Annotated in this window: 21 protein-coding genes; 8 read left to right on the top strand and 13 right to left on the bottom strand. The window is 62.6% G+C overall.

The annotated features are described in order from the left end of the window. The first annotated feature begins 33 nt into the window (after window positions 1–33). From ACW73L_RS16290 to ACW73L_RS16270, 5 genes are all read left to right on the top strand, one after another. A complete protein-coding gene (locus ACW73L_RS16290) occupies window positions 34–942 on the top strand; it encodes an N-acetylneuraminate synthase family protein (protein ID WP_498923523.1) in 909 nt (302 codons plus the stop codon). Then, complete coding sequence (locus ACW73L_RS16285; protein WP_498923522.1) at window positions 942–1,481, top strand: KdsC family phosphatase; 540 nt, start codon at window positions 942–944, stop codon at window positions 1,479–1,481. The genes ACW73L_RS16290 and ACW73L_RS16285 overlap by 1 nt, the downstream gene beginning before the upstream one ends. Window positions 1,482–1,585: 104 nt before the next feature. Further along, the gene (gene lplT, locus ACW73L_RS16280) at window positions 1,586–2,815 is read left to right on the top strand and encodes a lysophospholipid transporter LplT (protein ID WP_498923520.1); all 1,230 of its coding nucleotides are present in this window, start codon (window positions 1,586–1,588) and stop codon (window positions 2,813–2,815) included. 315 nt (window positions 2,816–3,130) lie between these two features. Beyond that, entirely contained in the window at window positions 3,131–3,412 is a 282-nt protein-coding gene (locus ACW73L_RS16275; RefSeq protein WP_498923518.1) for a hypothetical protein, read from the top strand. Between the two features lie 432 nt (window positions 3,413–3,844). Continuing rightward, window positions 3,845–4,006, top strand: a complete 162-nt coding sequence (locus tag ACW73L_RS16270) for a hypothetical protein (RefSeq protein ID WP_498923517.1) — start codon at window positions 3,845–3,847, stop codon at window positions 4,004–4,006. 889 nt (window positions 4,007–4,895) lie between these two features. Here ACW73L_RS16270 and ACW73L_RS16265 read toward each other — a convergent pair. Next, a complete protein-coding gene (locus tag ACW73L_RS16265) occupies window positions 4,896–5,534 on the bottom strand; it encodes a hypothetical protein (RefSeq protein ID WP_498923516.1) in 639 nt (212 codons plus the stop codon). On the opposite strand from ACW73L_RS16265, the gene ACW73L_RS16260 reads away from it, so the two are divergent. After that, entirely contained in the window at window positions 5,528–5,845 is a 318-nt protein-coding gene (locus ACW73L_RS16260) for a hypothetical protein (RefSeq protein WP_498923514.1), read from the top strand. The two genes, ACW73L_RS16265 and ACW73L_RS16260, sit on opposite strands and share 7 nt — an antisense overlap. Window positions 5,846–5,913: 68 nt before the next feature. On the opposite strand, the gene ACW73L_RS16255 is transcribed toward ACW73L_RS16260, so the two are convergent. From ACW73L_RS16255 to ACW73L_RS16210, 10 genes are all read right to left on the bottom strand, one after another. Beyond that, the gene (locus ACW73L_RS16255; RefSeq protein ID WP_498923512.1) at window positions 5,914–7,245 is read right to left on the bottom strand and encodes a TAXI family TRAP transporter solute-binding subunit; all 1,332 of its coding nucleotides are present in this window, start codon (window positions 7,243–7,245) and stop codon (window positions 5,914–5,916) included. Window positions 7,246–7,406: 161 nt separating this feature from the next. Continuing rightward, window positions 7,407–8,999, bottom strand: coding sequence for an inorganic phosphate transporter (locus tag ACW73L_RS16250; protein ID WP_498923511.1), 1,593 nt, complete (start codon window positions 8,997–8,999; stop codon window positions 7,407–7,409). 236 nt (window positions 9,000–9,235) lie between these two features. Further along, window positions 9,236–10,504, bottom strand: a complete 1,269-nt coding sequence (locus ACW73L_RS16245) for an acetate/propionate family kinase (protein WP_498923509.1) — start codon at window positions 10,502–10,504, stop codon at window positions 9,236–9,238. Window positions 10,505–10,569: 65 nt separating this feature from the next. Further along, window positions 10,570–13,062 (bottom strand): glycogen/starch/alpha-glucan phosphorylase, encoded by a 2,493-nt coding sequence (locus ACW73L_RS16240; protein WP_498923507.1) that lies wholly within the window; start codon window positions 13,060–13,062, stop codon window positions 10,570–10,572. Window positions 13,063–13,222: 160 nt separating this feature from the next. Further along, a complete protein-coding gene (locus ACW73L_RS16235) occupies window positions 13,223–13,861 on the bottom strand; it encodes a histidine phosphatase family protein (protein ID WP_498923505.1) in 639 nt (212 codons plus the stop codon). Between the two features lie 30 nt (window positions 13,862–13,891). After that, complete coding sequence (locus ACW73L_RS16230) at window positions 13,892–16,276, bottom strand: phosphoketolase family protein (RefSeq protein WP_498923503.1); 2,385 nt, start codon at window positions 16,274–16,276, stop codon at window positions 13,892–13,894. Between the two features lie 208 nt (window positions 16,277–16,484). Then, entirely contained in the window at window positions 16,485–17,189 is a 705-nt protein-coding gene (locus ACW73L_RS16225) for a hypothetical protein (protein ID WP_498923501.1), read from the bottom strand. Between the two features lie 326 nt (window positions 17,190–17,515). Beyond that, window positions 17,516–18,169, bottom strand: a complete 654-nt coding sequence (locus ACW73L_RS16220; RefSeq protein WP_498923499.1) for a type I glyceraldehyde-3-phosphate dehydrogenase — start codon at window positions 18,167–18,169, stop codon at window positions 17,516–17,518. A gap of 238 nt (window positions 18,170–18,407) precedes the next feature. Further along, the gene (locus ACW73L_RS16215; RefSeq protein ID WP_498923497.1) at window positions 18,408–18,812 is read right to left on the bottom strand and encodes a DUF3047 domain-containing protein; all 405 of its coding nucleotides are present in this window, start codon (window positions 18,810–18,812) and stop codon (window positions 18,408–18,410) included. Next, window positions 18,715–19,140 (bottom strand): DUF3047 domain-containing protein, encoded by a 426-nt coding sequence (locus ACW73L_RS16210; protein ID WP_498923495.1) that lies wholly within the window; start codon window positions 19,138–19,140, stop codon window positions 18,715–18,717. Before ACW73L_RS16210 ends, ACW73L_RS16215 begins: the two co-directional genes overlap by 98 nt. Before the next feature lie 191 nt (window positions 19,141–19,331). Here ACW73L_RS16210 and ACW73L_RS16205 point away from each other — a divergent pair, with 191 nt between their 5' ends. After that, window positions 19,332–20,291 carry an FRG domain-containing protein gene (locus ACW73L_RS16205; protein WP_498923493.1) on the top strand — a complete coding sequence of 320 codons (960 nt, stop codon included), beginning with the start codon at window positions 19,332–19,334 and terminating at the stop codon, window positions 20,289–20,291. 510 nt (window positions 20,292–20,801) lie between these two features. After that, on the top strand, window positions 20,802–21,662 hold the full coding sequence (lgt, locus tag ACW73L_RS16200) for a prolipoprotein diacylglyceryl transferase (RefSeq protein ID WP_498923491.1): 861 nt from the start codon (window positions 20,802–20,804) through the stop codon (window positions 21,660–21,662). A gap of 266 nt (window positions 21,663–21,928) precedes the next feature. Here lgt and ppk1 read toward each other — a convergent pair whose 3' ends face one another. After that, a complete protein-coding gene (gene ppk1, locus ACW73L_RS16195) occupies window positions 21,929–24,076 on the bottom strand; it encodes a polyphosphate kinase 1 (protein WP_498923490.1) in 2,148 nt (715 codons plus the stop codon). A 26-nt stretch (window positions 24,077–24,102) separates the two neighbouring features. Then, the gene (locus ACW73L_RS16190) at window positions 24,103–25,689 is read right to left on the bottom strand and encodes a glucose-6-phosphate isomerase (protein WP_498923488.1); all 1,587 of its coding nucleotides are present in this window, start codon (window positions 25,687–25,689) and stop codon (window positions 24,103–24,105) included. Window positions 25,690–25,712: the final 23 nt, after the last annotated feature.

Genomic DNA, 25,712 nt, shown 5'->3' with positions numbered 1-25,712 from the left:
ACAACCCGTCGCCACCCCTAGAAGAGGACACAGATGAGCGAGAAGATGATCAATATCGGGAACCGAGGAATCGGTGAAGGATGCCCCGTCTACGTGATCGCCGAGATCGGCATCAACCACAACGGGTCGATGGATCTGGCGAAGCAACTGATCAAGGGTGCCAAGGATGCCGGTGCCGACGCGGTCAAGTTCCAGAAGCGGACCCCCGAACTTTGCGTGCCCAAGGATCAGTGGAACCAGGAACGCGACACGCCCTGGGGCCGCATCCGCTACATCGAATATCGCCGTCTGGTCGAGTTCAACGCGGAGCAATACGCCGAGATCGATGCGTACTGCCGGTCCCTGGATATCGACTGGACGGCTTCCTGCTGGGATGAGCCGTCCATCGATTTCATGGAACAGTTCGCGCCGCCTTTCTACAAGATGGCCAGCGCATCGCTGACCGACCTGCCCTTGCTGCGCAAAGCCCGCTCGACCGGCCGGCCGGTCATGATCTCGACCGGCATGTCGACCATGGACGAAATCATCGCTGCGGTCGAAGCACTGGGGACGCACGACGAACGAGGGCGCCCGACTCTGATGATCGCGCATTCGACATCGACTTATCCGTGCCGGGTGGAGGAACTCAATCTCCGGATGATCGATACCTTGCGCCGCGGCTATCCCGGCGTGCCGATCGGCTATTCGGGACACGAAACCGGCCTGGCGCCGTCGATGGCCGCGGTGGCGATGGGCGCCAGCTTTCTGGAGCGCCATGTCACGCTGGATCGCGCGATGTGGGGGACGGATCAGGCGGCCTCGGTGGAACTGATCGGTCTGGAACGGCTGATCCGGGATGTTCGCGACATCGAGCGTTCGCTCGGCGATGGCGTCAAACGGGTCTATGACAGCGAACTCGGCTCGCGCCGCAAGCTGCGCCGGGTTTGTTCGGCGGTGTCGTGATGAGCGCCGGCGACGATCTGCTGCGAGAGCGGCTGTGCCGGGTCAAACTGGTGCTTACCGACTGCGACGGCGTGTTGACGGACGGCAGCGTGTACTACTCGGAACTGGGCGAGAAGTTCAAGCGCTTCAATATCCGCGATGGCATGGGCGTCGAGCGCCTGCGCCTCCTGGCCGGCGTCGAGAGCGCCATCGTAACGGGGGAGACCTCGGAATCGGTGGTGCGCCGCGCCGAAAAGCTGGGGATCGTGGAATGCCATCTGGGCGCCAAGGACAAGGGGGCCGTGGTCCGGTCCATCCTGGCCCGACGCGATCTCTCAGGAGCCGAAATCGCCTATCTGGGTGACGACGTCAACGATTTGCCTGCTTTTGAGCTGGCCGGGGTCACGGCCTGTCCGCGTGATGCCGTCGACGAGATCAAGGCGCGCGCCGACGTGGTGTTGACGCATCGAGGCGGCGAGGGCGCGTTCCGCGAGTTCGCGGAAATGCTGCTCACCGCCGTCGGCGCCAAACCCTCACCGCTTCCTTCTTCCGAAAGCTGACACTAGGTCAGCTGTTCAATCCGTTCGCAAGGAATGCGAATTTTTGCCGGGCGCCTAAAGGGAATTGGCGCTCGGCCGCTTTTTCACGAGACAGGCCGGTGCCCATGTCCGACAGGTTTTATACGGTCCTGGCTGCGCAGTTCTTTTCCGCGCTGGGTGACAATGCCTTGCTGTTTGCGGCGATCGCGCTGCTGAGATCGCTCGACATGCCCTCGTGGCAGATTCCTGCCCTGCAGGAGGGCTTCGTGGTGTCATTCATCGCGTTGGCACCGTTCGTGGGGCCGTTCGCTGACGCGCTGCCGAAAGGCCGCGTGATGCTGATCAGCAACACCGTCAAGATCGTCGGGTGCGGCGCCATGCTGGTCGGGCTGCCCCCGCTGCTGGCCTATGGCTTCGTGGGTGTCGGTGCCGCGATGTATTCCCCGGCCAAGTACGGGATCCTGACCGAGTGCCTGCCGCCCGAACGGCTGGTCTGGGCGAACGGCTGGATGGAGGGTCTGACAGTGGCAGCCATCATCCTTGGCGCCATCCTCGGCGGGCTGCTGATCGGCGACACCGTTCAGGAACGGATCGTAGCCGCGCTGCAAGGTCAGCCCTTTGCGACCGGCATCGACACGGCGCCCGAGTTCGCTATCGCCGTCGTGCTGCTGATCTATCTGCTGGCAGCGCTGTTCAACCTGTACATCCCCAAGGTGCCCATCGATCACGCCCTCCCGCAACGCACATTGGGCTTCATCGTGCGGGACTTCGCGCAGTCGTTCCTCAAGCTCTGGCGCGACCCGCTAGGCCAGGTGTCGCTGGCGGTGACCACGCTCTTCTGGGGAGCCGGTTCGACGCTGCGACTGATCATATTGCTGTGGGCTTCGGAGGCGCTGGGCTTCAATTTGGAGCAAGCCACGCAACTGACGGCCGTGGTCGCGGTGGGAATCGGCATCGGAGCGGCAATAGCCGGTCGTTCCGTACCCTTGGACCATGCCGTCCGGGTGCTTCGGGTCGGTGTTGCGATGGGCTTCACGGTGGCGATCATGGCGCTGGTCACTGACTGGCGGGTCGCGATCCCGCTGCTCGCGTTGATCGGCGCGCTGGGCGGCTACTTCGTGGTGCCGATGAATGCGTTGCTGCAACATCGCGGGCATCTGCTGATGGGTGCCGGCCATTCGATCGCGGTGCAGAACTTCAACGAGAACCTCAGCATCCTGATCATGCTCGGAGCCTACAGCCTGATGATCCGGGCCGGCTGGCACGTCAATCTCATCGTCGTCGCCTTCGGCCTGATGGTGGCGGGCGCGATGGGTTGGCTGACGAAGATGCACGGTCACGACCAGGACGGCTGAGCGTATCGGTCTGGTCTAAGCCACCGGCGGCGCGACTTTGCGCAGCGCCGGTGTCCCTCCCTCGTCCTGCCCGTCTGTCCTGAGGCATACGACGCTCATCGTAATGGTTCTGTACAAGGAGATTGCTGATCAGGCCTTGGCGAACGAGATCGCTGTTCTCTCCAGTCAGGGTCGTTCGTAACGCCCCGCGGGAACGACGCAAAGGCGCGCGCTATGGTCAACCATCGGCTTTGCACCCTGTTGCTGCTCGTCGGCTGCGGCGGCTGTTCGGTCGATATGGCACGCCAAGGGTGACCGGAACCTGATCTTAGTCCCGTGAAACTGGGAGCCAATCGCGAGCAACTGATCGCGGCGCTAGGTGAGCCGAGTGCTGCCTACCAGGGTCCTCAGGGCGGGGCCGACCTTTTTCGCGTACCACTCGCATTACCCGGAAGTCCCGAGCGGGCGCTCAGTTGGGCCGCGCTCGATGTCGTCACGCTGGGGTTGTGGGAGATAGTGAGTAGCGCCGTTGAACGGAATCAGGGCGAGTCGCTGCAGTTGGCGGTAGGCTACGATCCCCATGGCACTGTCATCGACGTATCATCGCATCGATACTAAGTGCGTTTTTGTCACCGCCACCCCTGAGCGTTTTCTGAACCGCAGCGGATTGCGGATTGCGCGCTCACCAGCTTATCGTGTCGACTTTCGGGAGAGGGCTATTGACTCTCAACAGATCCGATCCAGGAACCATGCGGGTTTCAGCGGGTCAGGTTGACGCGGGAGTTTGGTGGACAGCCGACCCTGCGCTGGAACTGGCGATTAGTCGATCGATCGTGTGATCAGTTTCCGCAACTGCGAGGGACACGCGGACGGCAAGCTCAGCCCGACCGAGGCGAAGTTGCCCCAGTAGGAAAGTAAGGGGGCACACCAAGGACCGTCCGCGTCGGCCCCAGTTCTCCCTCATCTTTAGATTGTCGTCCGGCAATGATATCTTTCTAAGGCTGCTCCAGGCGGACGGCGCTAATCCAGATTGCGAGAGCGGGCTCAAACATGGACATCCGCAACATACTGTTCCTCGGTTTGGTAATGATGTCGTCGTGCGTGGTCCATGATCCCGAACTGGACAAGCAGATCGACCGCTACCGCGGTACCGGGATCCAGCAGCAGGGCAACACCCTGCCGCCACATGAAGTCGAGGATCTGGAGGACTGACCCGCCAGCGTTCTACCCACCGACCAATTGGGCCATTAACAATCTCGTCTGGCGAATCTTTGTCGCGCTCTGACGGCACCCGGGACCTAAGATCGGACCGGAATCGGGCGAGTGCAGATTAACCGCCGCTTGGCCCAGTGATGTGATGGGAAGCCGAGTCAGTTGGTGACGATCAACCACAATGTAAGGGAGAGCAACATGTTTAGGACCTTACGGATATCTTTGTTGTGTTTCGCTGCTCTGTCGAGCGGGGCCTGGGCTGTGGGTCCTGATCTGGACATGTCGCAGCCGCCCGATCCCCAGCCAGAAGGCGGCCCTGTGGGTGACGGCGAGGATTGGACGGGCGATGGTAGAGCCGACCCAGTCGGCGATGACGAACACGATGTGGGCAAGATTACGTCTAAGGCCAATAGTGTTGGCGCTCCCACGAAAACTCCTGATGAGGGTCCTAGCGGCAAAGTGGACGAGAACAGGCGGAGAAAGGGGCAAGCGCCTCACTGATTCGCTGAAACTGCGCGTTACCTCTTATCTTTTCCGAGCGCCGTCGCGGCTAGGTTACCGAGCGAAATGTGAGCTCACGCGGGCCCGATTGGCTCGGGACTAGGAAAGCAGACATAGCCTTGCGAAGCCGCTGAATAGCGTGCTACTCCAGCGGTTGCACCACTGCCTCTGCGGAGCAGGCTTTTCTGGATTTCGTCAGGAGCGCTCTGAGTCGTGCGGCTGACGCGGGTTCCGCGATTGGACTGTTGACGATTGTTTGGCCGAAACCGCAATTTCTGGCTGCAATACAGCTCATCCGCCTCTCGTTTCTTGGTTGGGCTGTTGACTCTCAAGCGCCCCGACCCAGCAATCTGACCGAAATCCATGCCTTCGGCCGGGGCGATCTCTCTCAAATTTCCGAACTTGCCGGTGTCGAGCAGGTGTTGTGAATCGTGCGCGAGGCCAAGGGGACTAACCGCCCGGGTAACCACTTGCACCAAGCGCGCAAGGAAAAGCTGCCGTTGGTGAAGAGCCGATCTTCGGCAATAACGACCGGCCGCTTTGGCCGAAACCGGCCCATCATCCCCCGATAGCCACATTGCACAGCACCATCCCGCACGCCTCTACCCGGCAGAGCCTCTCCCAGTCTGCTCCGCCGCTTATGGCGCGTGATGACGGCGCTGACCGTTGCTGCGTAGCGTGTCCCTTGGCGTAGCTGACACTTGCCGGCCAGCCGGCCGACAGTGATGCCTTGGCGATCGCGGAGCGTCCAGCGGCCGTCGGCCTGAACGAGTTGTAGCCGATCACTGATACGCAGCGCGCGAATCTCCGCGTGCACCGGATGCGTCGATGGCAAACGCCCGGCGAAGCCCAGGTCGACATCCGCGAAGCCCAATAGCTGATAGCGCTTCGCCAGTTCGGGTACCGGTTGAAGCCACGTATCCGGTTCGGTGCGCAGCAGGTATTCGGCGGGCTCCAGCTCCAGCGTGAACGGATTGCTGCGGTGGATCGCCTCGCACAGCGTCAGGGTCTCCTTGGCGCGTGTCATCCCGACGTGATGGAGCCGAATGGCGGGTTGCGATCCCGCTGCTCGCGTTGATCGGCGCCCTGGGCGGCTATTTCGTCGTGCCGATGAATGCGTTGCTGCGACATCGCGGGCATCTGCTGATGGGCGCCGGCCATTCGATCGCGGTGCAGAACTTCAACGAGAACCTCAGCATCCTGATGATGCTCGGCGCTTACAGTCTGATGATCCGGGCCGGCTGGCCTGTGAACCTGATTGTCGTGGCCTTCGGCCTGACGGCCGCGGGTGCGATGGGATGGCTGACGAAGGTGCACGGGCACGATCAGGATACCTGAGCATCAGTAGTCGTGCCGGGCTGAGACAGCGCTTCCCCCAACCGCACTTGCCCATCGCTCCTGTGCCATCAATCTGCCACGCTCGCGGTTAGCGGCGGCGTGCCGTCGCCGCGGACGACTAGAGTGCGTTCGGCCACGACGTCCCGGGCGATCTGCCAGACGCCGCGAAAGGACTGAAAGGCCTGGGGTGACAACTGGTCCGTATCGAGCGCCCCGACCGCCTCGTGCAGCAAGTCGAACAGGGCTAGCCGCGCGGCTTCCAGAGCACCGGGCTCATCGCATATCTGCGCGTGTCGCATCAACTCGATGACCCGGTGTATGTACTCGTCGGCGCGGTTCTTGCGCTTCTGTGCCATCCACCGCCGCAGTTGCCAGATCCACGATCCCGACAACACCGTCATCGTCAGGAGCAGGGCCATGAAGTCCGCATATTCCTCGAAATAGGATGGCTTGTCCTTCTCGTAATACTTCCTGGCACCCGGGTGTGTCTCCGGATCGAGGCCCCGTTCGGGATGCGGTGCGGAGATCGAGGCCAGCAGCGGCCGGGCCAGGGCGTGCGCCTCGGGAATTGCCTGGGCAATTTCCTGCCGGCGTTCCGCCAGCGTTTCAGCAATCGCGTAGACGACCTCATCCGGCAGGTCGGCGTGCGCCACCAAGGTGCGGCTGACGGCCACGGTTGGCAGGTCCCGGTCGGGAATCGGCGGATTGCCGAGGTAGGCGCCCATGGGCACCACGGAGGCTTCGAAGGCGACCCAGCGGATCCGCATCGCTGCGGCCTGCGGGATCTCGATCAAGCGGCCCCGGCCTGCTCTGACGAGGTGTTCGATCGCGCTGTTGCCGATGGCGCGAACGCGAAACGCGGCGTCGGCACGGCCTTCAAGCAGGGCTCGGTCAGCGGATTGGTCATCGTCACCCAGAAATTCGAAATCCGCGGGCTTCAGGCCGAAGTGCGCCGCGACGCTCAGGAAGGACTGAAACTGTCCGCCGCGGCGGGCCAGTGCAATCCGCTTGCCGCTGAGATCGACGAATGATCTGATGCCGGTACCTTCGCGCACGACCAGTTGAAACGCATCGGGGTAGAGATTGGCGACGAGCCGCGCCGACGGACCGACCGGAACGTCGGCTTGCGCCGCAGCGATGGACGCCTGGCCTTGCTCCAGGCGCCGCAAGCTGTCAGTCGTTCCTCCCGTCTCGAGCACCTGCACCCGGATTTCGGGATGATGCCGTTCGAGGACGGTTTTCAGCGCCGAGGCGAGGAGGTAGCTTTCGCCGGTCAGGTTGCCCGCCGCGATCGTCACGTCGACATTCCGTGCGTTGCGATAGTGGACGACGGCGAAGACGATCAGGGTCGCAACGCTGAGCGCGCCGAGGATCACCACCCGAAGCCGGTTGTCGTTCACGGCATCAACAACGATCGGCGCTGGTCGGAGTCGCGAGAAAGCTGACGGCGCATGTCCCGGCTGTTGGATAGGCCGGTCCAGAACTGCGGTTCGGATGAACGTTCCGGTGCCGCGCGCCGGCCGGAACCGCCGCCATGGCCGAGGTTGCCCTCGTTCGAAACTCAGAAGAGGTTGGAGATCACGAGGTAGGTCAACGCGCTGAGGATCGCGGCCGCCGGCAGGGTGATGACCCAGGCCAGGGCGATGGGCTTCATCAGGTCCCAGTTTGCCTGCTTGTTGACGAGACCGATGCCCATGACCGCGCCGATCAGGATGTGGGTGCTCGACACCGGGATGCCAAGCGCGGATGCGCCCATGACGACACCGGCAGCGGACAGTTCTGCGGTGAAACCGGAGGCGGGGTGCATCTCGGTCAGATTGGTGCCGACGGTCGCGATGACCTCCTTGCCGATGAACCACAGTCCGGCGATCAGCGCGACGCCGAAGGCGAACATCGCAATGGTCGGCACCGGTGCGGTGGAGCCCACGTCACCGCTGCGCAGCACGTCGAGCACGGCGGCGAACGGGCCGATGGCGTTGGCGATGTCATTCGAACCGTGGCTGAAGGCAAAACCCGAGGCCGTGAACACCTGCATCCAGCTGAACAGCAGGAAGGTCGAGCGGTCCAGAGTCTGGCCACGCAATGTCCGCGCAAGGATGTATATCGCCATCCATACGGCCGCGCCCACCATCAGCACGATCAGATAGCTGTTCAGCGTCGACAGCCCCAGATGCATGTTCTTGAGGCCCTTGAAGATCAGCATCGCCGCGATGATCATCGCCCCGCCGGCTGCGATCAGCGGAACATAGACCTGCAGCGCATGGAAGGCATCGACTTCGTCGCGCTTACGCTCGATCTGGTGGAGTTGCCGGTAGTAGTCGGTCTCGAGATCGTCGGGCGAGAAATCGGCGTCGAGTAGGGTTTCGGTGTCCCGGGACAAAGCTACGGCGAAGGACACTCGCTCGAGTTCGTTCAGGCGCTCGAAGGCGGTCTTGTGGGCCTTCTTCAATGCCTTCTTTTCCGCCTTGATCTCATTCAACCGCGCGGCAGCCTGTTCGTTATACAGCAAGATATGCTTCTTGATGGCTTGGAAGACGATATAGGAAACGATTCCGCCCAATACCGGCGAGACCACCCACGACAGCGCGATACTGCCGATTTCTCCCCACTTGACCAGCGCCAGCGCGCTGCCGGCTCCCTTTAGCACAATACCCAGCACAATCGAACTGCCGACGATGCCGCCAATGATCGAATGGGTCGTGGACACCGGATACCCCATTTTCGTCGCATACAGCAGCCAAAGCGCGGCGGCGAGCAACGCGGACATCATGACGTAGGCGAACTGCATGGGTTCCATAGGTATCGACGACAAGTCGACGATGCCGCTGCGGATCGTTGCTGTCACCTCGCCGCCGGCTATCATCGCGCCGCTGACCTCGAAAATCGCCGCCACCGCCAGTGCTTGTTGCAGACTCAGCGTGCCGGCGCCGACACTGGTGCCGAAGGAGTTCGCGACGTCGTTCCCGCCGATGTTGAACGCCATGAACAGACCGAAGAACGTGGCCAGCAGGAACAAGGCAACATGGGTGTACGAGGTGTAGTCCAGGCCCCATTGGATGAAGTTCACAGATGTCAGCAGCAACAGGCCGCCGAAAAACAGACTTAGCTTGGGGATTCCTGCGAACATCCGATAGCTTCCGGCGAGTTGGGACATCTGTGGATCTCCTTTTGCGAATGGCCTATCCAATGTGACAGACGCAGGTTAACGGTTCGTGTCAGTCAGTCCCGGACACACGCCCGATAGGGGGCCTGTCGAACCGCGTCTGACCGGACCCGCGGCGCAGGGTGGGCACACGGGCGATTGGCAGGCGGGTCTATCGCACCGCGCCGCTCCGGCGGCGCACTGGGACAAAGTCGGGAAGTGGAGGTTTCCGCTTGTACGCGGTGCACTCAGCTGGCGGTTGCGGCGACGACTTCGAGCGCTTCTTCGGCGATCTGCAACTCCTCGTTCGTCTGGATCACCAGCACCCGGACCGGCGACCCCGGGCGGCCGATATCCCGGGCGGTCGCGGCCGGGGTCTCGTTCCGCGCCGGATCGAGGGCAAGCCCCAGCACCTCGAGCCCGGAGCAAATCTGTTGACGGATAACCGCGGCGTTCTCGCCGATCCCACCGGTGAAAATCAGCGCATCGAGCCCGCCGAGAGCGGCCGTGTAGGCGCCGATGTATTTCTTGATGCGGTAGCAGTACAGATCCAGAGCGAGGCGCGCCTCCTCGTCTCCGCCCCCGCTCCGGGCCAGCAGGTCGCGCATGTCGTTCGATCCGCACAGGCCCTTCAGTCCGGACTCACGGTTCAGGACGCGGTCGATATGTTCGGCATCGAGGCCGCGCGCTTTCTGCATGTACAGACAGATCGCGGGATCCAGATCGCCGGAGCGGGTGCCCATGACCAGACCCTCGAGCGGCGTGAAGCCCATGGAGGTATCGACGCAGTGCCCGCCGGCGACCGCCGCTGCACTCACCCCATTGCCCAGATGCAGCGTGATCAGGCGCAGTTCCGATAAGGGTTGCGCGAGGTGAGCGGCTGCCTGGCGTGCCACGTAGCGGTGCGAACTGCCGTGGAAGCCGTAACGGCGAATGCCATCCCGTTCGTACCAGTCCTCGGGGACGGCATAGCGGTAGGCGTGGGGCGGCATGCTCTGGTGAAAGGCCGTGTCGAACACCGCGACCTGCGGAACCAGCGGGAACCGCTCCCGGCACACGCGGATACCGACCAGATTCGGCGGATTGTGGAGCGGTGCCAATGAACTGAGGGCGCGGATGGAACCGATCACCGTGGGTGTGATCAGCGTCGGCGCCGAGAACGATTCACCGCCGTGCACGACCCGGTGCCCGATCGCCACGAGTCGTTTGCCGCCTTCGAAACCGGGGGACTGCCTCAGCGACTCCTCGATATGGTGAAAGGCCTCCCGATGATCGGCTGCAGCGACCTCCCGTTTCGTTTCGACGGGGTCGCCGCGCGCCGCATCGAGCGAGCGATGTTTCATGAGCGGGCCGGTTTCACCGATGCGCTCGACGAGGCCGCCGGCGATGAGTTCTCCCTGCGGCATCCTCAGCAATTGGTATTTGATCGACGAGCTGCCGCAGTTGATGACCAGGACCTGATCGGTGCCGTTCATGTCGGTATCCCCGGAACGTCCCTTGATGATTTGGTGAACCAAGCGTATCACCTCAGCCTTGGGACCTTTTTCCGGCCCCTAGGAGAGGCGTAAATCCCTCGCATCGATCAGGATTGCGTGCCGATCTGCCGATCCAGCGGCTGGATCCCCCAGATGCGATCGGCGTATTCCCGAATCGCCCGGTCCGAGGAGAACTTGCCCATGCGGGCAACGTTCAGGATCGACATGCGCGTCCAGTGGGCCGGGTCGCGGAAGGCGTGGTCGACCTGCTGCTGGCAGTCGACGTAAGCGCGGTAGTCGGCGAGCAGCAGATAGTCGTCATGCTGCAGCAGATGGTCCGTCAGCGGCCGGAACAACTGCGTGTCGCCATGGGAGAACAGGCCACTGTTGATCAGGTCGATCACGCCCTTGAGTTCCGGGTCACCGTGGTAGTAGTCCATCGGGTTGTAGCCGGAGGCCTTGAGCTGCTGCACCTGCTCGGCCGTCAGACCGAACAGGAAGAAGTTTTCGGCACCGACTTCCTCCCGGATCTCGACATTGGCGCCGTCCAGCGTGCCGATGGTCAGTGCGCCGTTCATCGAGAACTTCATGTTGCCGGTCCCGGAAGCCTCCTTACCGGCGGTGGAAATCTGTTCCGACAGATCGGCCGCCGGGTAGATGTTCTGCGCGTGCTTGACGTTGTAATCCGGCAGGAACACGACCTTGATCCGGCCCTGGACATCAGGATCGTTATTGACGACCTCGGCCACCGAGTTGATCAGCTTGATGATCAGTTTGGCCATGTAATAGCCGGGCGCGGCCTTGCCGCCGAACAGGAAGGTACGCGGCATCATCGACACCTGGCCGTCGTGCTTGAGCCGCTGATACAGCGTGATGATGTTCAGGACATTCAGGTGTTGGCGCTTGTATTCGTGGATACGCTTGACCTGGATGTCGAACAGCGAGGCGGGGTCGACTGTCACGCCGGTGCGCGCCTGGATGATCCGGGCCAGGCGCTTCTTGTTTTCCTGCTTGACGCTCCGCCACGCCTCTTGCAATGCCGCGTCGCCGGCGTGGCCTTCAAGCTCGCGCAGTCGGCTCATGTCCGCCAGCCAGCCCGGGCCGATGGTGTCATCGATCAGGCGCGCCAGACCGGGATTGCTGAGCGCGACGAAGCGCCGCGGGGTCACGCCATTGGTGACGTTGGTGAACCGGTGCGGGTCCATCTGGTGGAAATCGCTGAACAGTTGTGACTTGACCAGTTCCGAGTGCAACTCGGCGACACCGTTTACGGCGTGGCTGCCCACGACCGCCAGATTGGCCATGCGGATGTATCTCTCGCCGGATTCGTCGATGATCGACAGGCGCGCGAGCTTGCCGTCATCGCCGGGAAAACACTGCCGGACCTCGTCCAGGAACCGCCGGTTGATCTCGAAGATGATCTCGGTGTGACGCGGCAGCACCGAGGAAAACAACGGCAGCGGCCACTTCTCGAGCGCTTCCGGCAACAAGGTATGGTTGGTATACGACATCGCCTGGCGAGTGATCTCCCACGCCTGGTCCCACGCCAGTCCGTGCTTGTCGAGCAACTGCCGCATCAGTTCGGCGACGGCGACGGACGGGTGAGTGTCGTTCAACTGGATCCGGTGCATCTCGTGGAAGCGCGCCACGGGCAGTCCGCGCCGCTGGCACAGACGGATCATGTCCTTGATGGAGCAGCACACGAAGAAATACTGCTGTTCCAGCCGCAGCCGCTTGCCCTCGAACAACTCGTCGTTCGGATAAAGCACTTTCGAGATGGTCTCCGACGCGATCTTGTCTTCGACCGCGCCGTAATAATCGCCCCGATTGAAGTCTTCGAAGTCGAAGGACTGGGCCGCCTCGGCGCTCCACAGCCGCAGTAGCGCACAGGTGTCCACGCCATAGCCCAGTATCGGGGTATCGTAAGGGATCCCAACCACGACGCGTCCCGGTATCCAACGCACGCGGTACGTGCCGTCATCGTTGGTATAGGGCTCGGTGTGGCCGCCGAGTTTGACGACTTGCGCGAACTCCGGCCGCGCGATCTCCCACACATTGCCGTGGCGCAGCCACTTGTCGGTGACCTCGCGTTGCCAGCCATCCTGGATGATCTGATCGAAGATGCCGAACTCGTAGCGAATGCCATAGCCGGTCGCGGGGTACCCGAGCGTTGCCAATGAATCCAGATAACACGCCGCCAGTCGGCCCAGCCCCCCATTGCCGAGCCCCGGTTCCTCCTCGTGTCCGATCAGCGCGTCGAGGTCCAGACCCAATTCGGCCATGGCGGCCCGGGCGTTTTCGGTGATGCCGAGATTGAGCAGGGTGTTGCCCAGATGGGGCCCGACCAAAAACTCGGCCGACAGATAGGCCACGTCGCGAATTTCAGCCTGGTTCTGCAACTCGACCTGTTTGACCCAGCGTTGCATCAGCCGGTCCCGCACTGATTGCGCCAAGGCCTGGTAGCGTTGCTCGGCCGAGGACAGTTCCAGCGGACGTCCGATCACGAAATTCAGATTGTCGCTAAATGCTGCGGCAAGCGTGCCCGGACTCATCCCGGTCCGCGTATGTTCGGGGTTCGATCCGGTAACTTTGTTCGCCATTAGCTTGCTCCGCGTGGTCGCGCCGGGCTCATCGCAGAGCCCCGGCTATGGTTTGACTAGTCAAGGTATGCGTCGATCAGGTGGTTCTGACTGAATCTCCACCCCTTGAGACTGACTGCGGTGTTGACTCCTACATCCTGGGTCGATCGGTGGCTCTTGATCAGGTACCGGGCCGGTTGCGAAGGGACTGGTGAAGATGCGACCGATCGCCGAGGAGGGCCAGACGCGGGCCATTGTCATGGAACTCGACGACCGCCAGCGAGGCGACCGTGATGCCGATCCGGTCCCGATAGCCGCCAATGTCGATTCCCAACAACGCGCAAATGAGGAGCCGGATCGTGGCCTTGTGGGACACGACCAAGACGTCCCCCGTGGGATGTTCGCGTTGGATTTCGTCGACCACCGCCAACACCCGGCGGGTCACGTCGATACCGCGCTCCCCGCCGGTCGGGGCATTCCAGCCGGCATCCGCCAGCCAATGCAGGTAATCCACGGCGTGGTCCTGGTTCACCTGATCCGGGGTCTTGCCTTCCCAATCCCCGAAATCCAGTTCGCGCAGCCCATCACGGAGGTGCATAGCAGCCCCCACCGCGTCGCACAGGGGGCGGGCGGTCTTGCGGGTCCGCAACAGCGGGCTCACATACACCGCCTCAAACGGATGATTCCGATAGGCGTGCGCGAAATCCTCCGCCATCTGATGCCCGGCGGGGGTCAGATCCGGGTCTAGGCGGCCGCAAAAGCTCCCCGCGAAGCTGGCTTCGGTTTCACCATGGCGCAACAGGTATAGCGACAATCCCATGGCCAACGACCTCGGCAAGGGCATCCGACGCTACAACGGCCAGGTCCAGTCGTCATGCTCCGGCATGTCGATGCCGTGCTCGTAGGCGTAATTCTGCGCCTCGATCTGCAGGTCACGGAAACGCTGCTTGGCATGCGCGCCGATCACCGACAGCCGCGGGACGCGGTCGATCACATCGATGGCCAGGCTGAAGCGGTCGATCTCGTTCTGGATCGCCAGTTCCAGCGGCGTGTTGATGTTGCCCTTCTCCTTGTAGCCACGGACGTGGAACTGGCTGTGGTTGGCATGGCGGTAGGTCAGGCGATGGATCAGCCAGGGGTAGCCGTGGAAGTTGAAGATCACCGGCTTGTTGGTGGTAAACAGGCTGTCGAAGTCGCGGTCGCTAAGCGCGTGCGGACCCTCGTGGTGCAAGGTCATCAGGTCGACGACATTGACGAAACGGATCTTGATGTCGGGAAATTCCTTGCGCAGCAGCGCCGTCGCCGCCAGCGCCTCCTTGGTCGGGATGTCGCCGCAGCCGACCATCACGACATCCGGTTCACACCCGTCGTCATTGCTGGCCCAGTCCCAGATGCCGACGCCCTTGGTACAGTGTTTGATCGCCTCGTCCATGCCGAGGTACTGCAGATGGTTTTGCTTGTCCGCGACGATGACGTTGATGTAGTTGATGCTCCTGAGACAGTGATCGGCCACCGACAGCAGGCAGTTGACGTCGGGCGGCAGGTAGATCCGCGCCACCTCGGGGTTCTTGTTGACGACGACATCGAGAAAGCCCGGGTCCTGATGGGTGAAGCCGTTATGGTCCTGGCGCCAGACGGTCGAGGTGATCAGCAGGTTGATCGAGGCGATCGGCGCGCGCCACGGAATCTCGTTGCAGATGGAAAGCCACTTGGCATGCTGGTTGTACATCGAGTCGATGACGTGCACGAAGGCTTCGTAGGTGGCGAAGAAGCCGTGCCGTCCAGTCAGCACGTAACCTTCATACCAGCCTTCGAGGGTGTGCTCGGAGAGCATCTCCAGCACCCGGCCATCGGGGCTCAGCTCGCCGCCATCGGCGTCTTCGGGCAAGTAATCCGCCAGCCAGAGCTTCTGGCTGACCTGGTAAACGTCGTCGAGTTTGTTGGAGGTGTTTTCGTCCGGGCCGAACACGCGAAAGTTGGTCAGGTTGTCGCGCATCACGTCGCGCAACAAGGCACCCAGCGGCTTGGTGTTCATCGCGCGAATCAAGCCGGGCTTTTCGACCGCGCAGGCATACTCCCGGAAATCCGGCAGGCGCAGCGCGCGGCGGATCAAGCCGCCATTGGCATGCGGGTTGGCACTCATGCGCAGGCGCCCCTGCGGCGCCATGGCCCGGATTTCAGGTTTCAATTTCCCGGTCTCGTCAAACAACTCCTCCGGCTGGTAGCTCTTCATCCAGTCTTCGAGCTGTTTCAGGTGAGCCGGGTTGTTATGGAGACCTGACAGTGGCACCTGATGGGCACGCCAGAAACCTTCGACCTTCCGGCCGTCGACGGCCTTGGGCCCGGTCCAGCCCTTCGGCGTGCGCAGCACGATCATCGGCCAGCGATACCGGGACACATGGGCGGCGCCCTTGGCCCGTGCCTCGCTCTGGAACGCGCGGATTTGCGCGTAACACGCATCCATGGTCGCCGCCATGGCCTGGTGCAGCTCCAGCGGGTCGCTCCCTTCGACAAAATGCGGGGTCCACCCATAGCCCTGCAGCAGCATCGCCAGTTCGTCGTTCGGAATCCGCGACAGCAGGGTCGGGTTGTTGATCTTGTAGCCGTTCAAATGCAAGATCGGCAGCACCGCGCCATCGCGCGCGGCATTCAGGAACTTGCTCGAATGCCACGAGGTCGCCAGCGGGCCGGTTTCCGCTTCCCCGTCGCCGATCGCCACCACCACCAACAGTTCGGGATTGTCGAAGGCCGCGCCGAACGCATGCGACAGGCTGTAGCCGAGTTCGCCGCCCTCGTGGATCGAGCCCGGGGTCTCGGGGGTGCAGTGCGAGCCGATACCGCCGGGAAACGAAAATTGCTTGAAAAACGCCTTCAGGCCCTCGGCGTCCTCGCTGGTGTTGGGATAAATCTCCGAGTACGTGCCTTCCAGATAGACCGGCGCCAAGACGCCCGGTGCACCGTGCCCCGGCCCCGCCAGAAAGATCGCCTCCTGCCCGCGCTCGAGAATGATCCGGTTGGTGTGCGTGTACATGAAGGACAGGCCCGGACTCGCTCCCCAGTGCCCCAACAGGCGCCTCTTGAGGTGTTCTTCCTGCAGCGGCTCCTTAAGCAGCGGATTGTCCCGCAGGTAAATCATGCCCACCGCCAGATAATTGCAGGCACGCCAAAAGGCATGGAGTTGCTGCAGGCGATCGGCAGTTAGCGGAGTCGGGTTGTCCGATGTCGAAGCAGTCATCACGTCACCTGTGGTCAAATTCGGGGGTTTCGATTTCAAGCGGGCGTCGCCACTGAGTTGCCCAACAGATCGCGATGGTCCCATCGCATGGGCCGCAAGACTAGAGTGTGTGTGTTGCCGCCTGATGACTACGAACACCAAGCCGGCGCGCTAGCGCGGCCCTCGGCTCCCCGGAAGACGTCCCGCCCGCCTGCGGCCGCTTCGCAGGCTAGGCGACCGAAGAGGGACTGCTGTTCGGCAGCAGGAACTCGAGCCTGGATTGCTCCTTGAGAAAGCGTGCGAACTGCTTACGGACAGACGGCATCCGGAACAGCATCGACAGGCTCGATTTGCTGGTATTGGTGATCAGCGCGGATGGACTGAAATACGGCAGTGCATTATCGGGAGTCAGCACGAAGGGCGGCAGCCCCGCACGGCCGAGTATGTAGCTGACGACCAGCGTGCCGCTGCGATGATTCCCTTCGAGGAACAATTGCGGTTTGCTCAGGATGCGGACGTATACGCCGGCCGCGCGTTCCCAGGCGTCCGTCTGGCCATGAGTCCTGACCCATTCGACCAGATCGCCCACGCCTCCCTGATATTCCTCGTAGAAATGCTGCTCGGTCGCCCGCAGATGCGAGGCATAACGCTGCCGCCGGGCGTAGCTGGAGCCGCACAGCACCAGCCGATTGATCTCCAGCAGTGGCTGCGAACCGCCCGGTGCGAAAAGGTCGATCCCGTGCCGCAATAGCCTGTCGACATAACCGTAGCCCTCAACCAGATTCTGCACGACCTCGCTGTCGAGGGGATCGCGCGCTACGCGGAGTTGGCGGTTGATTTCGTCGAAATGCGCCTGTGCGCGACGCAACGCCGATGTTATTGCGGGCAGATTGAAACCCGGATAGGGCCGCGACAACGGTGCCTTGTTGAACATGCGTTACAGGCAGATCCCAATCCTGCTTCATGGTTTCGTCACCGCGCGGGCTGCGCCGGAGTCCGTGTCTGCGGCCCAGACGCGGACTTATGGTATCAAGTTCGGCCGCGTCCTTCGTTTCACGAATTCCGTCGTGAACTGGCGCGGCTGCCATTCCTGGGTGCGGTCCGGGCGTAACGCGTCCGCGGTCTAGCGATCAGCCCGTCGAGATCCGCGTGGCGAGTCGCCCGTTCAACGGTGCAGGCGACCTCTTCGTCCTAGCGCCCCCACCGACATAGGCGCTCGGCGACCGCTTCCAATCAAACGCACGCTCTGGATGGCTGAGTTCAGAGCAGGCCGTCCTTCTCGGCCATGAACCGCATCAGATCCACGACCCGGCATGAGTAACCCCATTCTTTGTCGTACCAGGCGACGACCTTGAAGAAGTTCGAATTCAGTTCCATACCCGCCATCGAGTCGAAGATGCCCGAGCGGGAATCGGTGCGGAAGTCCATGGACACGACCTCGTCGTCCGTGTATCCCAGAATGCCCTTGAGCTTTCCCTCGGCCGCGGCTTTCATGGCTCCGCAGATATCCGTGTAGGACCTCGCCTTGGCCGTCTTGAAAGTCAGGCCCACCACGGAAACATCCGGCCTGCCGACCCGGAAGGCCATGCCGGGCAGTTTGCCCTTCAGTTCCGGGATGACCAGGGCGACGGCCTTCGCCGCGCCGGTCGAAGACGGAATGATGTTCTGGGACGCGCCTCGGCCGCCGCGCCAGTCCTTCTTGCTGGGTCCGTCCACCGTGGGTTGGCTGGCCGTCATTGCTTGAACGATCGTCATCAGACCCTCGGCGATACCGAAATTGTCGTTGAGTACCTTCGCCACCGGGGCGAGGCAATTGGTCATGCAGCTGGCATCGGAGACGATCCTGTCGTTGCCCGGATCGTGGTGCATGCGATTGACGCCCACCACGAAAGTTCTCGCTGTCCGGTCGCTCATAGAGCAGCGGTTCGGCACGGGTCCGGTGGAGCCCGAAAATCGAGAAGTTGATGCCGCCAGGCATCGGCGTCGCACCGTGGGGATAGCGTTCTCCAGCCGAGATTTCGCGGGAGGTCATCGGTTCAAACTCCGGAAGCGGGCGCCTGCACGGTAGCGATTCGCCGTTCGCCCCCGCCTTTTTACCCCCAAGATGTGACTTGCCGATGACCGGAAAGCGTGGGCGGGTCGGGCTCTGCCTTCATGACCCGGTGCAGGCTTCGCGCGCGGAGGTGAAATGGAAGTCGGCGAAACCCGCATGGGCCGATTCGCCGGTGTCGTCGGTGTCACTCGCGATGGCAAGGGCCGTCACACGGCCCGGAACGCCGTCGAATGCCCGCTTGAAGTCCGCGGCGACATCGCGCCGTTCGCCAACCCAGCGTCCGGCTTTCGCTGTCCCGCTCTCGACGACCATCATTCGGGCCCGGTCGCTGTTCGCGTTCGGTTGCTCGGTGCCGACCGGATAGCGGTTGTCCCAGATGTAGATCAGAGCCGCATCGGGCAGCTGGCTATTCCAGATCGACCGGGCTAGCGCGAGTTCGGCACGGGCACGGACATCGAGGTTTTCCTCCGGGACCGCATAAGGTGAGATACACCCGAGCCGCATAATCGTCGCCGGACTTCTTGGCCATATCGGCCCCGGTGACGGGTGCATCGACGCGCCATCGCCAGCACAGAACCGGTGTCTTCGCCAGATCGACCGCTACAGCCCGAGTCAGGACCGCCATGCTCTTGACGGCGACGGCTTCCACGGCGTTGACGCCGTCCCAGTGCCGCAGCCGATAGGCCGTCGGGGGGAACGCGTGGTCCAGGTATTCAACCCGCCATCCGTTTGGCAACCCGGTTTCGCCTGTTTCGAAGCGCCCGACCCATAGCGGTGCGGCAACGGTGGTGTGGGCGGTGAGGGCGAACGCAATCAGCACTTTATTCGGCATGCGGGTAGGGCTCCGCGGTGGTTTGTCTGAGGTGCGTTGATGGGTGAAATGTGCGCGCGGCTACTCCGCACGTAATTCTATCGTCACTGTTGCGTTATAGGCTTTCCGGCGTCACCTTCCAGCCGTCGTGGTCAGCATCCCCAAAGCATGGAACCGGCTGTATTCGCAATTCAGGCGCCGATGGGTCGTGGATGAGGACCATTACCGTAAGCTCCCCGATCGAGTTTCTCGACCATCTGAAGCTCACCCATCCGATCTGGGGATTGTCGGGGCCAGAAGATTATCCGAGTTGGATCAATCGCGAAATCTGGGCCTTTCGCGGCCAGGAACGGGCTGATTGGAAACTGGTGCCTTCCGCCTTCCGTCCGGGAACCCGTCTTGGCTTCGCACCCGATGCGGGCCCGCCCAGGATGGGGGCCCGTGAGCGTAAGGCGCAGGAGCGGAGACTGCTCAATCAATTTCTCTTTCACGCCGACCGGGTCGGTCTGGATGTCCCCGGCGACGGCCAGCATTTCCGGCTGCCGCAGCTGCCCGGCCATCCCCCCAAGCAAGATCTCGACGCCTGGCCATGGGAAATGATCCTGGAGACCCTGGCCGTGGCGCAGCACCATGGTGTGCCCACACGGCTGCTCGACTTTTCGTACAGTCCCGCCGTTGCCGGCTTTTTCGCTACCTATGGGGCCTGGACCAAGCTGGGTCGACCCAACGTGAAGGGAGAATACGTCGGGAGCTCGGCGCTGCTGGATGAGAAGCTGGCCGTATGGGGCGTTCATCTTCCGGTGTTGTACGAAGCTGTGACCCGCCGCTCGGCGCAGAACCGCGACCCCCGCATCATCCTGATTTCCGCCCCGCGCGCGAAAAATACCTACTTGCACAATCAGGAGGGCATCTTTCTGCTCGATCTCGAAGCCGACCAGCGAGGCTATCCGGCGATGGAACATGCGATCGACGATGTCAGCCGAGAAGTAAGGCAGCAGGGAAACGATGAGTTTGCCTCGGATCAGGTCGTCAAGATCGAGATGGCGTGGCGCCACGCTCCGGAAACGCTGTCGCTGCTATGGAACGAGTTCTATCACGTCGCCCGCCTGCAGCCGACCTTCGACAAGGTGGTTCAGGCCTTGAACGATCATTACGACCTGTTTCGGCCTTAGAACGGAGGCGGTGTGGCGGTCAGCCGGCAGGCTGTCTACGCCAGCCGTGGGGTTCCTGGCGTCGCAAGGGCGATCCAGGCTCCCGTCACCGACTGGAAACACAAACTTGGTAAAAAAGGTCCCCGGCCCGGGTGCACGCAGTCGTTCCTTGATTGGACTCGAATAACATGTTTGACGAAATCATCCCTTTCCTGATGCTTGGTGCGATCGTGGTGTTCCTGGTGATGCTGGTCGCCCGGCTCAGGGCCTGAGGCATTGTGTGAGATGCAACCTCCCGCGACGGGCGGGAAAGCATCGGCATAGGCGTGCATGGAGGCGGTTTACGCTCCGAGATTTCCGGGTTTGCATCGTCGTCGCATCCGCGCGAGGGCCGAGCCAGTCGGAAGGCGCAGACCGGGGCCGACCGTCCGAGCGAATCCTTGGCTGGGCTCCGGGAGCGCCACGCGTGCCTCTGGACCGTCTCTTCCCGCTCGACGGGATGATGCGTTAGCCGCCACTACGAGAATCTGAATGATCTGGAACTGGCCCCCTGTTGCCTTCTACTTATCGGTCGGCGGATGGCATTGGCCCGTGTATTGGTATGGGTTGTTCTTCGCCTCGACGTTCGTTTACGGCATTGCCGTCTTCCGCAGGATCTACCGGCTTGAAGGTCGGCGCCCGGATGAGGTCTACGACCTCGCGCTCGCCGTTATCGGCGGCACCGTGGTGGGAGCGCGGCTGGGCCATGTCCTGTTCTATGCGCCTGACCATTATCTCGCCCACCCGAGGAAGATCTTCGCTATCCATGAGGGCGGCTTGGCGAGTCACGGGGCGGTTGTCGGCATCCTCATCGCGGTCTGGATCTATTCCCGAGCCAGGCGCGACCAGGGTTTTCTGTGGCTGTGCGATCGCATCGGCATGACCGTGCCCTTGTCGGGATGTCTGATCCGCATCGGCAATTTCTTCAACTCCGAAATTATCGGCAGACCCAGCGACGCAGTGTGGGCAGTCATCTTCAGCCGCGTCGACGCCATCCCGCGCCATCCCGTGCAGATCTATGAAGCCCTGTGCTATCTCGTGATATTTGTTCTCCAGCTCAGCTACTACCGCCATCGCAATCGCCAACCACCTGAAGGCGAACTGTTCGGCCGCTTCCTGGTGCTCGTCTTCAGTGTCCGCTTCGGGCTGGAGCCTTTCAAGGAACAGCTGACCCGCTTTGAGGAAGGCTGGTCGCTGAGCATGGGGCAATGGCTAAGCATTCCCGGCATTCTCGCCGGACTGGTCATCCTCACGTGGTCCCGATCGACCTGGCGCCGTACTCATCCGGGGAGCGAATGCCCGCCCCGGTGCCGTGACAGACGATCATCCTGCCAGGGCACCGCATCCGATTAGCATCGGGGCTTCATCGCAGCCACGGATCGCAACGTCGCCGCGGGCACGGGGTCCCATTGGCGTGTTCGACGTTACGTTCGGTTTGTTTCAGCCTGCTGCGCCGGCCATGTCGAATCCATGGTGCCGGACCGGTCCAACTTCGGTGTTTCAAGGTGTCCATGGCGTGAGCCCCGCTCGCCGGAATGCCGAATCCTTGGCTTAAATAGGCAGCGGCACCATTACATCAGAGGCTTCTTGAATCGAAGGACACGTGTTCGAGCGCGATGTCAGGCCGTGCGCGCCAGCGTGCGCTGCATCGTCAGCGCCTGGGTGGGACGTTCCGGCTCGCCGTCCGCCGGCCGCCGCTGGACGTAACGGCCGTCGGCCCCCAGATCCCAGGCCTGGCGGTTGTCGTCCAGCATGATCCGGAGCAGTTCGCGAAGCTCCTGACACAGTGCCGGGTCCTCGATGGGCGTGACCGCTTCGACGCGGCGGTCCAGATTGCGCGTCATCCAGTCCGCGCTCCCGATATAGAACTCATCCTGGCCCGCGTTGTGGAAACGGAAGATCCGAGCGTGTTCCAGATAGCGTCCAATGATGCTGGTGACACGGATATTCTCGCTGACGCCCGGCACTCCCGGGCGCAGACAGCAGATTCCGCGGATGATCAGATCGATCTGCACGCCGGCCTGCGAGGCTTCGTAGAGCAGGCGGATCATTCGCTCGTCGACCAGCGAATTCATCTTCGCGACGATCCGGCCCTCGCCGCCGCCGCGGGCCTGCTCCATCTCGCGCCGGATCAGCGCCTCCATGCCGCTGCGCAGGGTCAGCGGCGCCACGAGCAGTTTGCGGTAATGTTCCTGACGCGAATAGCCAGTCAGGTAATTGAACAGGTCGGTCAGATCCTGGCCGAGTTCTTCCCGGCAGCTCAGCAGGCCGAGGTCGGTATAGAGCATCGCGGTTTTCGGGTTGTAGTTCCCGGTCCCGATGTGCACATAGCGACGAATCGCCGCGCCTTCCTCGCGCACGACCAGGACGGTCTTGGTATGGGTCTTCAGGCCCATGACGCCATACACGACGTGCACCCCGGCCTCTTCGAGCTTTTTCGCCCAGATGATGTTGTTCTCCTCGTCGAATCGCGCCTTGATCTCGACCAGCACGACGACCTGCTTGTGCTGCGCTGCCGCTGCGATCAACGCGGCGACGATCGGCGAATCGCCCGAGGTGCGGTACAGGGTCATCTTGATCGCCAGCACCAGTGGGTCGTGCGCCGCCTGCTGGATGAAGGCCTGGACGGACGCGGCAAACGATTCATAGGGATGATGGACGAGCAAGTCGCCCTTGCGGATTTCGGCGAACAATGCCCCCGGCTGCGGCCCGGACTCCTCGCTGCCTGGCTCCTCGGTCGGATCGTAACGCAGCCGTGGCGGGACGACCCCCGACCACGGCGGATCCTTCATCTCGGGCAGGGGCACGGACATGAAGAAAAACAAATCCTTCAGATGGAGGAGACCGTCGATCTCGTAAATGTCCCGGTCGCTGATTTCCAGGTCGGCCATCAGTTTCTCGCGCAGGCTCTTGGGCATCGTGCGCTCGATCTCGAGCCGGCAGACGAAGCCATCGATCCGGCGTTTGCTGATTTCCTGTTCTATCGCGAGCAGCAAATCCTCGGCCTCGTCCTCCTTGACCGGAAAGTCCGCATCGCGCGTGATCCGGAACAAATGATTGGCCACGAGGCGCATGCCCGGAAAAAGCAACTGCAGATTGTTGGCGATCAGTTGCTCCAATGTGACCCCAGCCCAGAGCGTGGGCACAGTCCCGGCCGGCCGCAGCGACTCGGGCAGGGTCACGAAGCGGGGCAGGGTGTCCGGCACCTTGACGCGCGCGAGTTTCTGAACCGAGTTGACGGGGTCTTCGACGATAACGGCGAGATTCAGGCTCAAGTTCGACATTATCGGAAAGGGATGAGCGGCGTCCACGCTCAGTGGCGTCAGCACGGGAAACACGTGCTGCTCGAAATAGGTTTGCAGATGGCGTAACTGGGCTGCGTCGAGCGTGTCATAGTCCAGCAGTCGCACGCCGGCCTCCGACAGCGCGGGACGCAGGGTGTGTTGGAATAGCCCATGTTGCGCGGCGACGCTTGCCGCAATGTGCGTGCGCAGCGCGTTCATCAATGCCGTGGGTGTCATGCCGTCGGGCCCTGTGGCGGTGACGCCGGCGGCGATCTGCTCCAGCACGCCCGAGATCCGCACCATGAAATACTCGTCCAGATTCGAACTGAAGATCGCGACGAATTTCAGCCGCTCGAGTAACGGAGTGCGCGAGTCAAGTGCCTCCTGCAGCACCCGATCGTTGAAATCGAGCCAACTTAGTTCGCGATTGAGGTAAAGCTGCGGATCGTGCAGATCGATCGGGGTGGTGCTGAGATCATGCATGGCGGGGTTCGTGGCAGTCAGGTTTATCAGGAGATCGACACGGAAAGCGTCGAGGGCTGCGCCAGATGGCCTGCGAGGTTGACGCCGCGCCCGTTCGCGGCGAGGTGGCGGACGATTTGGTACACCGTTTCCACCTCGGCCGCAGCACCGGCGGCCTCGGCCAGCGCGGGCAGCCCCATCGGCCCGTTCGCCGCCGAGAGGGCGGACCGAATCCGGCCCTGCAGGTCCAGGATGGCGGCGGCCGCCTTCTTGCCGGCCTCGACGCCCGGCTGATGGTAGGCGTTGATGTTGATCAGGAACGCGTAGAGCCCAACGGCCCGCTCGTAGAGCGCGATCAGCGCCCCGACCCGGCACGCATCGACACGGGGAATCGTCAAGGTGATCGATTCGCGCCCGTTCTCGTACAACGCCTGGCGGGTGCCCAAAAGAAACCCGGTCAGGAAATCACCGGATGTCGCACCCGGCCGGACTTCGACCGATGGGCCGGAGCGGTCTTCGAGGACCTCGATGAAGGTCGCGAAGAAGTTCGGTATCCCTTCGCGCAGTTGCTGCACGTAAGCATGCTGATCGGTCGATCCCTTGTTGCCGTAGACTGCCAGACCCTGGTGCACGACGGCACCGTCGAGGTCCCGTTCCTTGCCCAGCGACTCCATCACCAACTGCTGGAGATACCGGCTGAACAGCATCAGGCTGTCCTTGTAAGGCAGGATGACCATGTCCTTTTCGCCCTTACCGTTACCCGCGTGATACCAGCTCAGCGCGAGCAGGGCTGCCGGGTTCCGCCGCATGTCCGGAACGCGAGTCGCCGCGTCCATTTCGCGCGCGCCGGCCAGCATGCCGCGAATATCGATGCCCTGGAGTGCCGCCGCCAACAGGCCCACCGCCGACATCTCGGAGGTCCGGCCGCCAACCCAGTCGAACATCGGGAACTCTCGCAGCCAGCCTTCGGCGTCTTCCAGCTTGTCCATGGCGCTGCCGCGCAGTGTGATGCCGACCGCGTGACGGGCGAAATCGAGACCCTTCGCGGCGAAGGCCTGCTTCACCTCGATCAGTGCGTTATGCGTCTCCGGAGTGCCACCGGATTTGCTGGTGATGATCACCAGCGTGCTGGCGATCCGGTTGTCCAGGCGTCCCAGGACACGGTCGAAGCCGGCCGGATCGGTGTTGTCGATGAAATGAATCGCGCGCGCCGCATGGCATGGGGCGAGGGCTTCGGAGACGAACTGCGGCCCGAGCGCCGAGCCGCCGATCCCCACTGAGAGGATGTCGGTGAAACGATCGGCCTCCGGGGGGCGGATAGCGCCGGCATCGACGGCGGCGACGAAGTTCTCGATGTCGGCGAGCGTCGTGACGATCTCCTCGCGGGTTGCCTTGTCTGGCGCACGATCGGGATCGCGCAGCCAGTAGTGTCCGACCCGCCGGTTCTCGTCCGGGTTGGCGATGGCACCGTCTTCCAGCGCGGCCATGCGTTCGAACGCGTCCGCAAACCTGGGTGCCAGTTGTTCCAGCAAGGTTTCGTCGAACCCGATGCGGCTCACGTCGACATAGATGCCGAGGCCTTCGTGGAAATAGAGCCAGTCCTGATAGCGCTGCCACAGAGCATTCGGGTTCATTGGATGGTCTCCTTGGGGGATCG

It is taken from the genome of Methylolobus aquaticus, assembly GCF_054172105.1.
Note: the sequence above shows the minus strand (reverse complement) of the source record. Positions and strands in the feature narration are given on the sequence as shown.

Coding starts and splice junctions, on each gene's coding strand:
- ACW73L_RS16285 (WP_498923522.1), top strand. CDS start 942: ATGAGCGCCGGCGACGATCTGCTGCGAGAGCGGCTGTGCCGGGTCAAA.
- ACW73L_RS16235 (WP_498923505.1), bottom strand. CDS start 13,861: ATGGGATTGTCGCTATACCTGTTGCGCCATGGTGAAACCGAAGCCAGC.
- ACW73L_RS16205 (WP_498923493.1), top strand. CDS start 19,332: ATGAGGACCATTACCGTAAGCTCCCCGATCGAGTTTCTCGACCATCTG.
- lplT (WP_498923520.1), top strand. CDS start 1,586: ATGTCCGACAGGTTTTATACGGTCCTGGCTGCGCAGTTCTTTTCCGCG.
- ACW73L_RS16220 (WP_498923499.1), bottom strand. CDS start 18,169: ATGAGCGACCGGACAGCGAGAACTTTCGTGGTGGGCGTCAATCGCATG.
- ACW73L_RS16225 (WP_498923501.1), bottom strand. CDS start 17,189: ATGTTCAACAAGGCACCGTTGTCGCGGCCCTATCCGGGTTTCAATCTG.
- ACW73L_RS16265 (WP_498923516.1), bottom strand. CDS start 5,534: ATGACACGCGCCAAGGAGACCCTGACGCTGTGCGAGGCGATCCACCGC.
- ACW73L_RS16290 (WP_498923523.1), top strand. CDS start 34: ATGAGCGAGAAGATGATCAATATCGGGAACCGAGGAATCGGTGAAGGA.
- ACW73L_RS16270 (WP_498923517.1), top strand. CDS start 3,845: ATGGACATCCGCAACATACTGTTCCTCGGTTTGGTAATGATGTCGTCG.
- ACW73L_RS16210 (WP_498923495.1), bottom strand. CDS start 19,140: ATGCCGAATAAAGTGCTGATTGCGTTCGCCCTCACCGCCCACACCACC.
- ACW73L_RS16240 (WP_498923507.1), bottom strand. CDS start 13,062: ATGGCGAACAAAGTTACCGGATCGAACCCCGAACATACGCGGACCGGG.
- ACW73L_RS16215 (WP_498923497.1), bottom strand. CDS start 18,812: ATGCGGCTCGGGTGTATCTCACCTTATGCGGTCCCGGAGGAAAACCTC.
- ACW73L_RS16230 (WP_498923503.1), bottom strand. CDS start 16,276: ATGACTGCTTCGACATCGGACAACCCGACTCCGCTAACTGCCGATCGC.
- ACW73L_RS16190 (WP_498923488.1), bottom strand. CDS start 25,689: ATGAACCCGAATGCTCTGTGGCAGCGCTATCAGGACTGGCTCTATTTC.
- ppk1 (WP_498923490.1), bottom strand. CDS start 24,076: ATGCATGATCTCAGCACCACCCCGATCGATCTGCACGATCCGCAGCTT.
- ACW73L_RS16250 (WP_498923511.1), bottom strand. CDS start 8,999: ATGTCCCAACTCGCCGGAAGCTATCGGATGTTCGCAGGAATCCCCAAG.
- lgt (WP_498923491.1), top strand. CDS start 20,802: ATGATCTGGAACTGGCCCCCTGTTGCCTTCTACTTATCGGTCGGCGGA.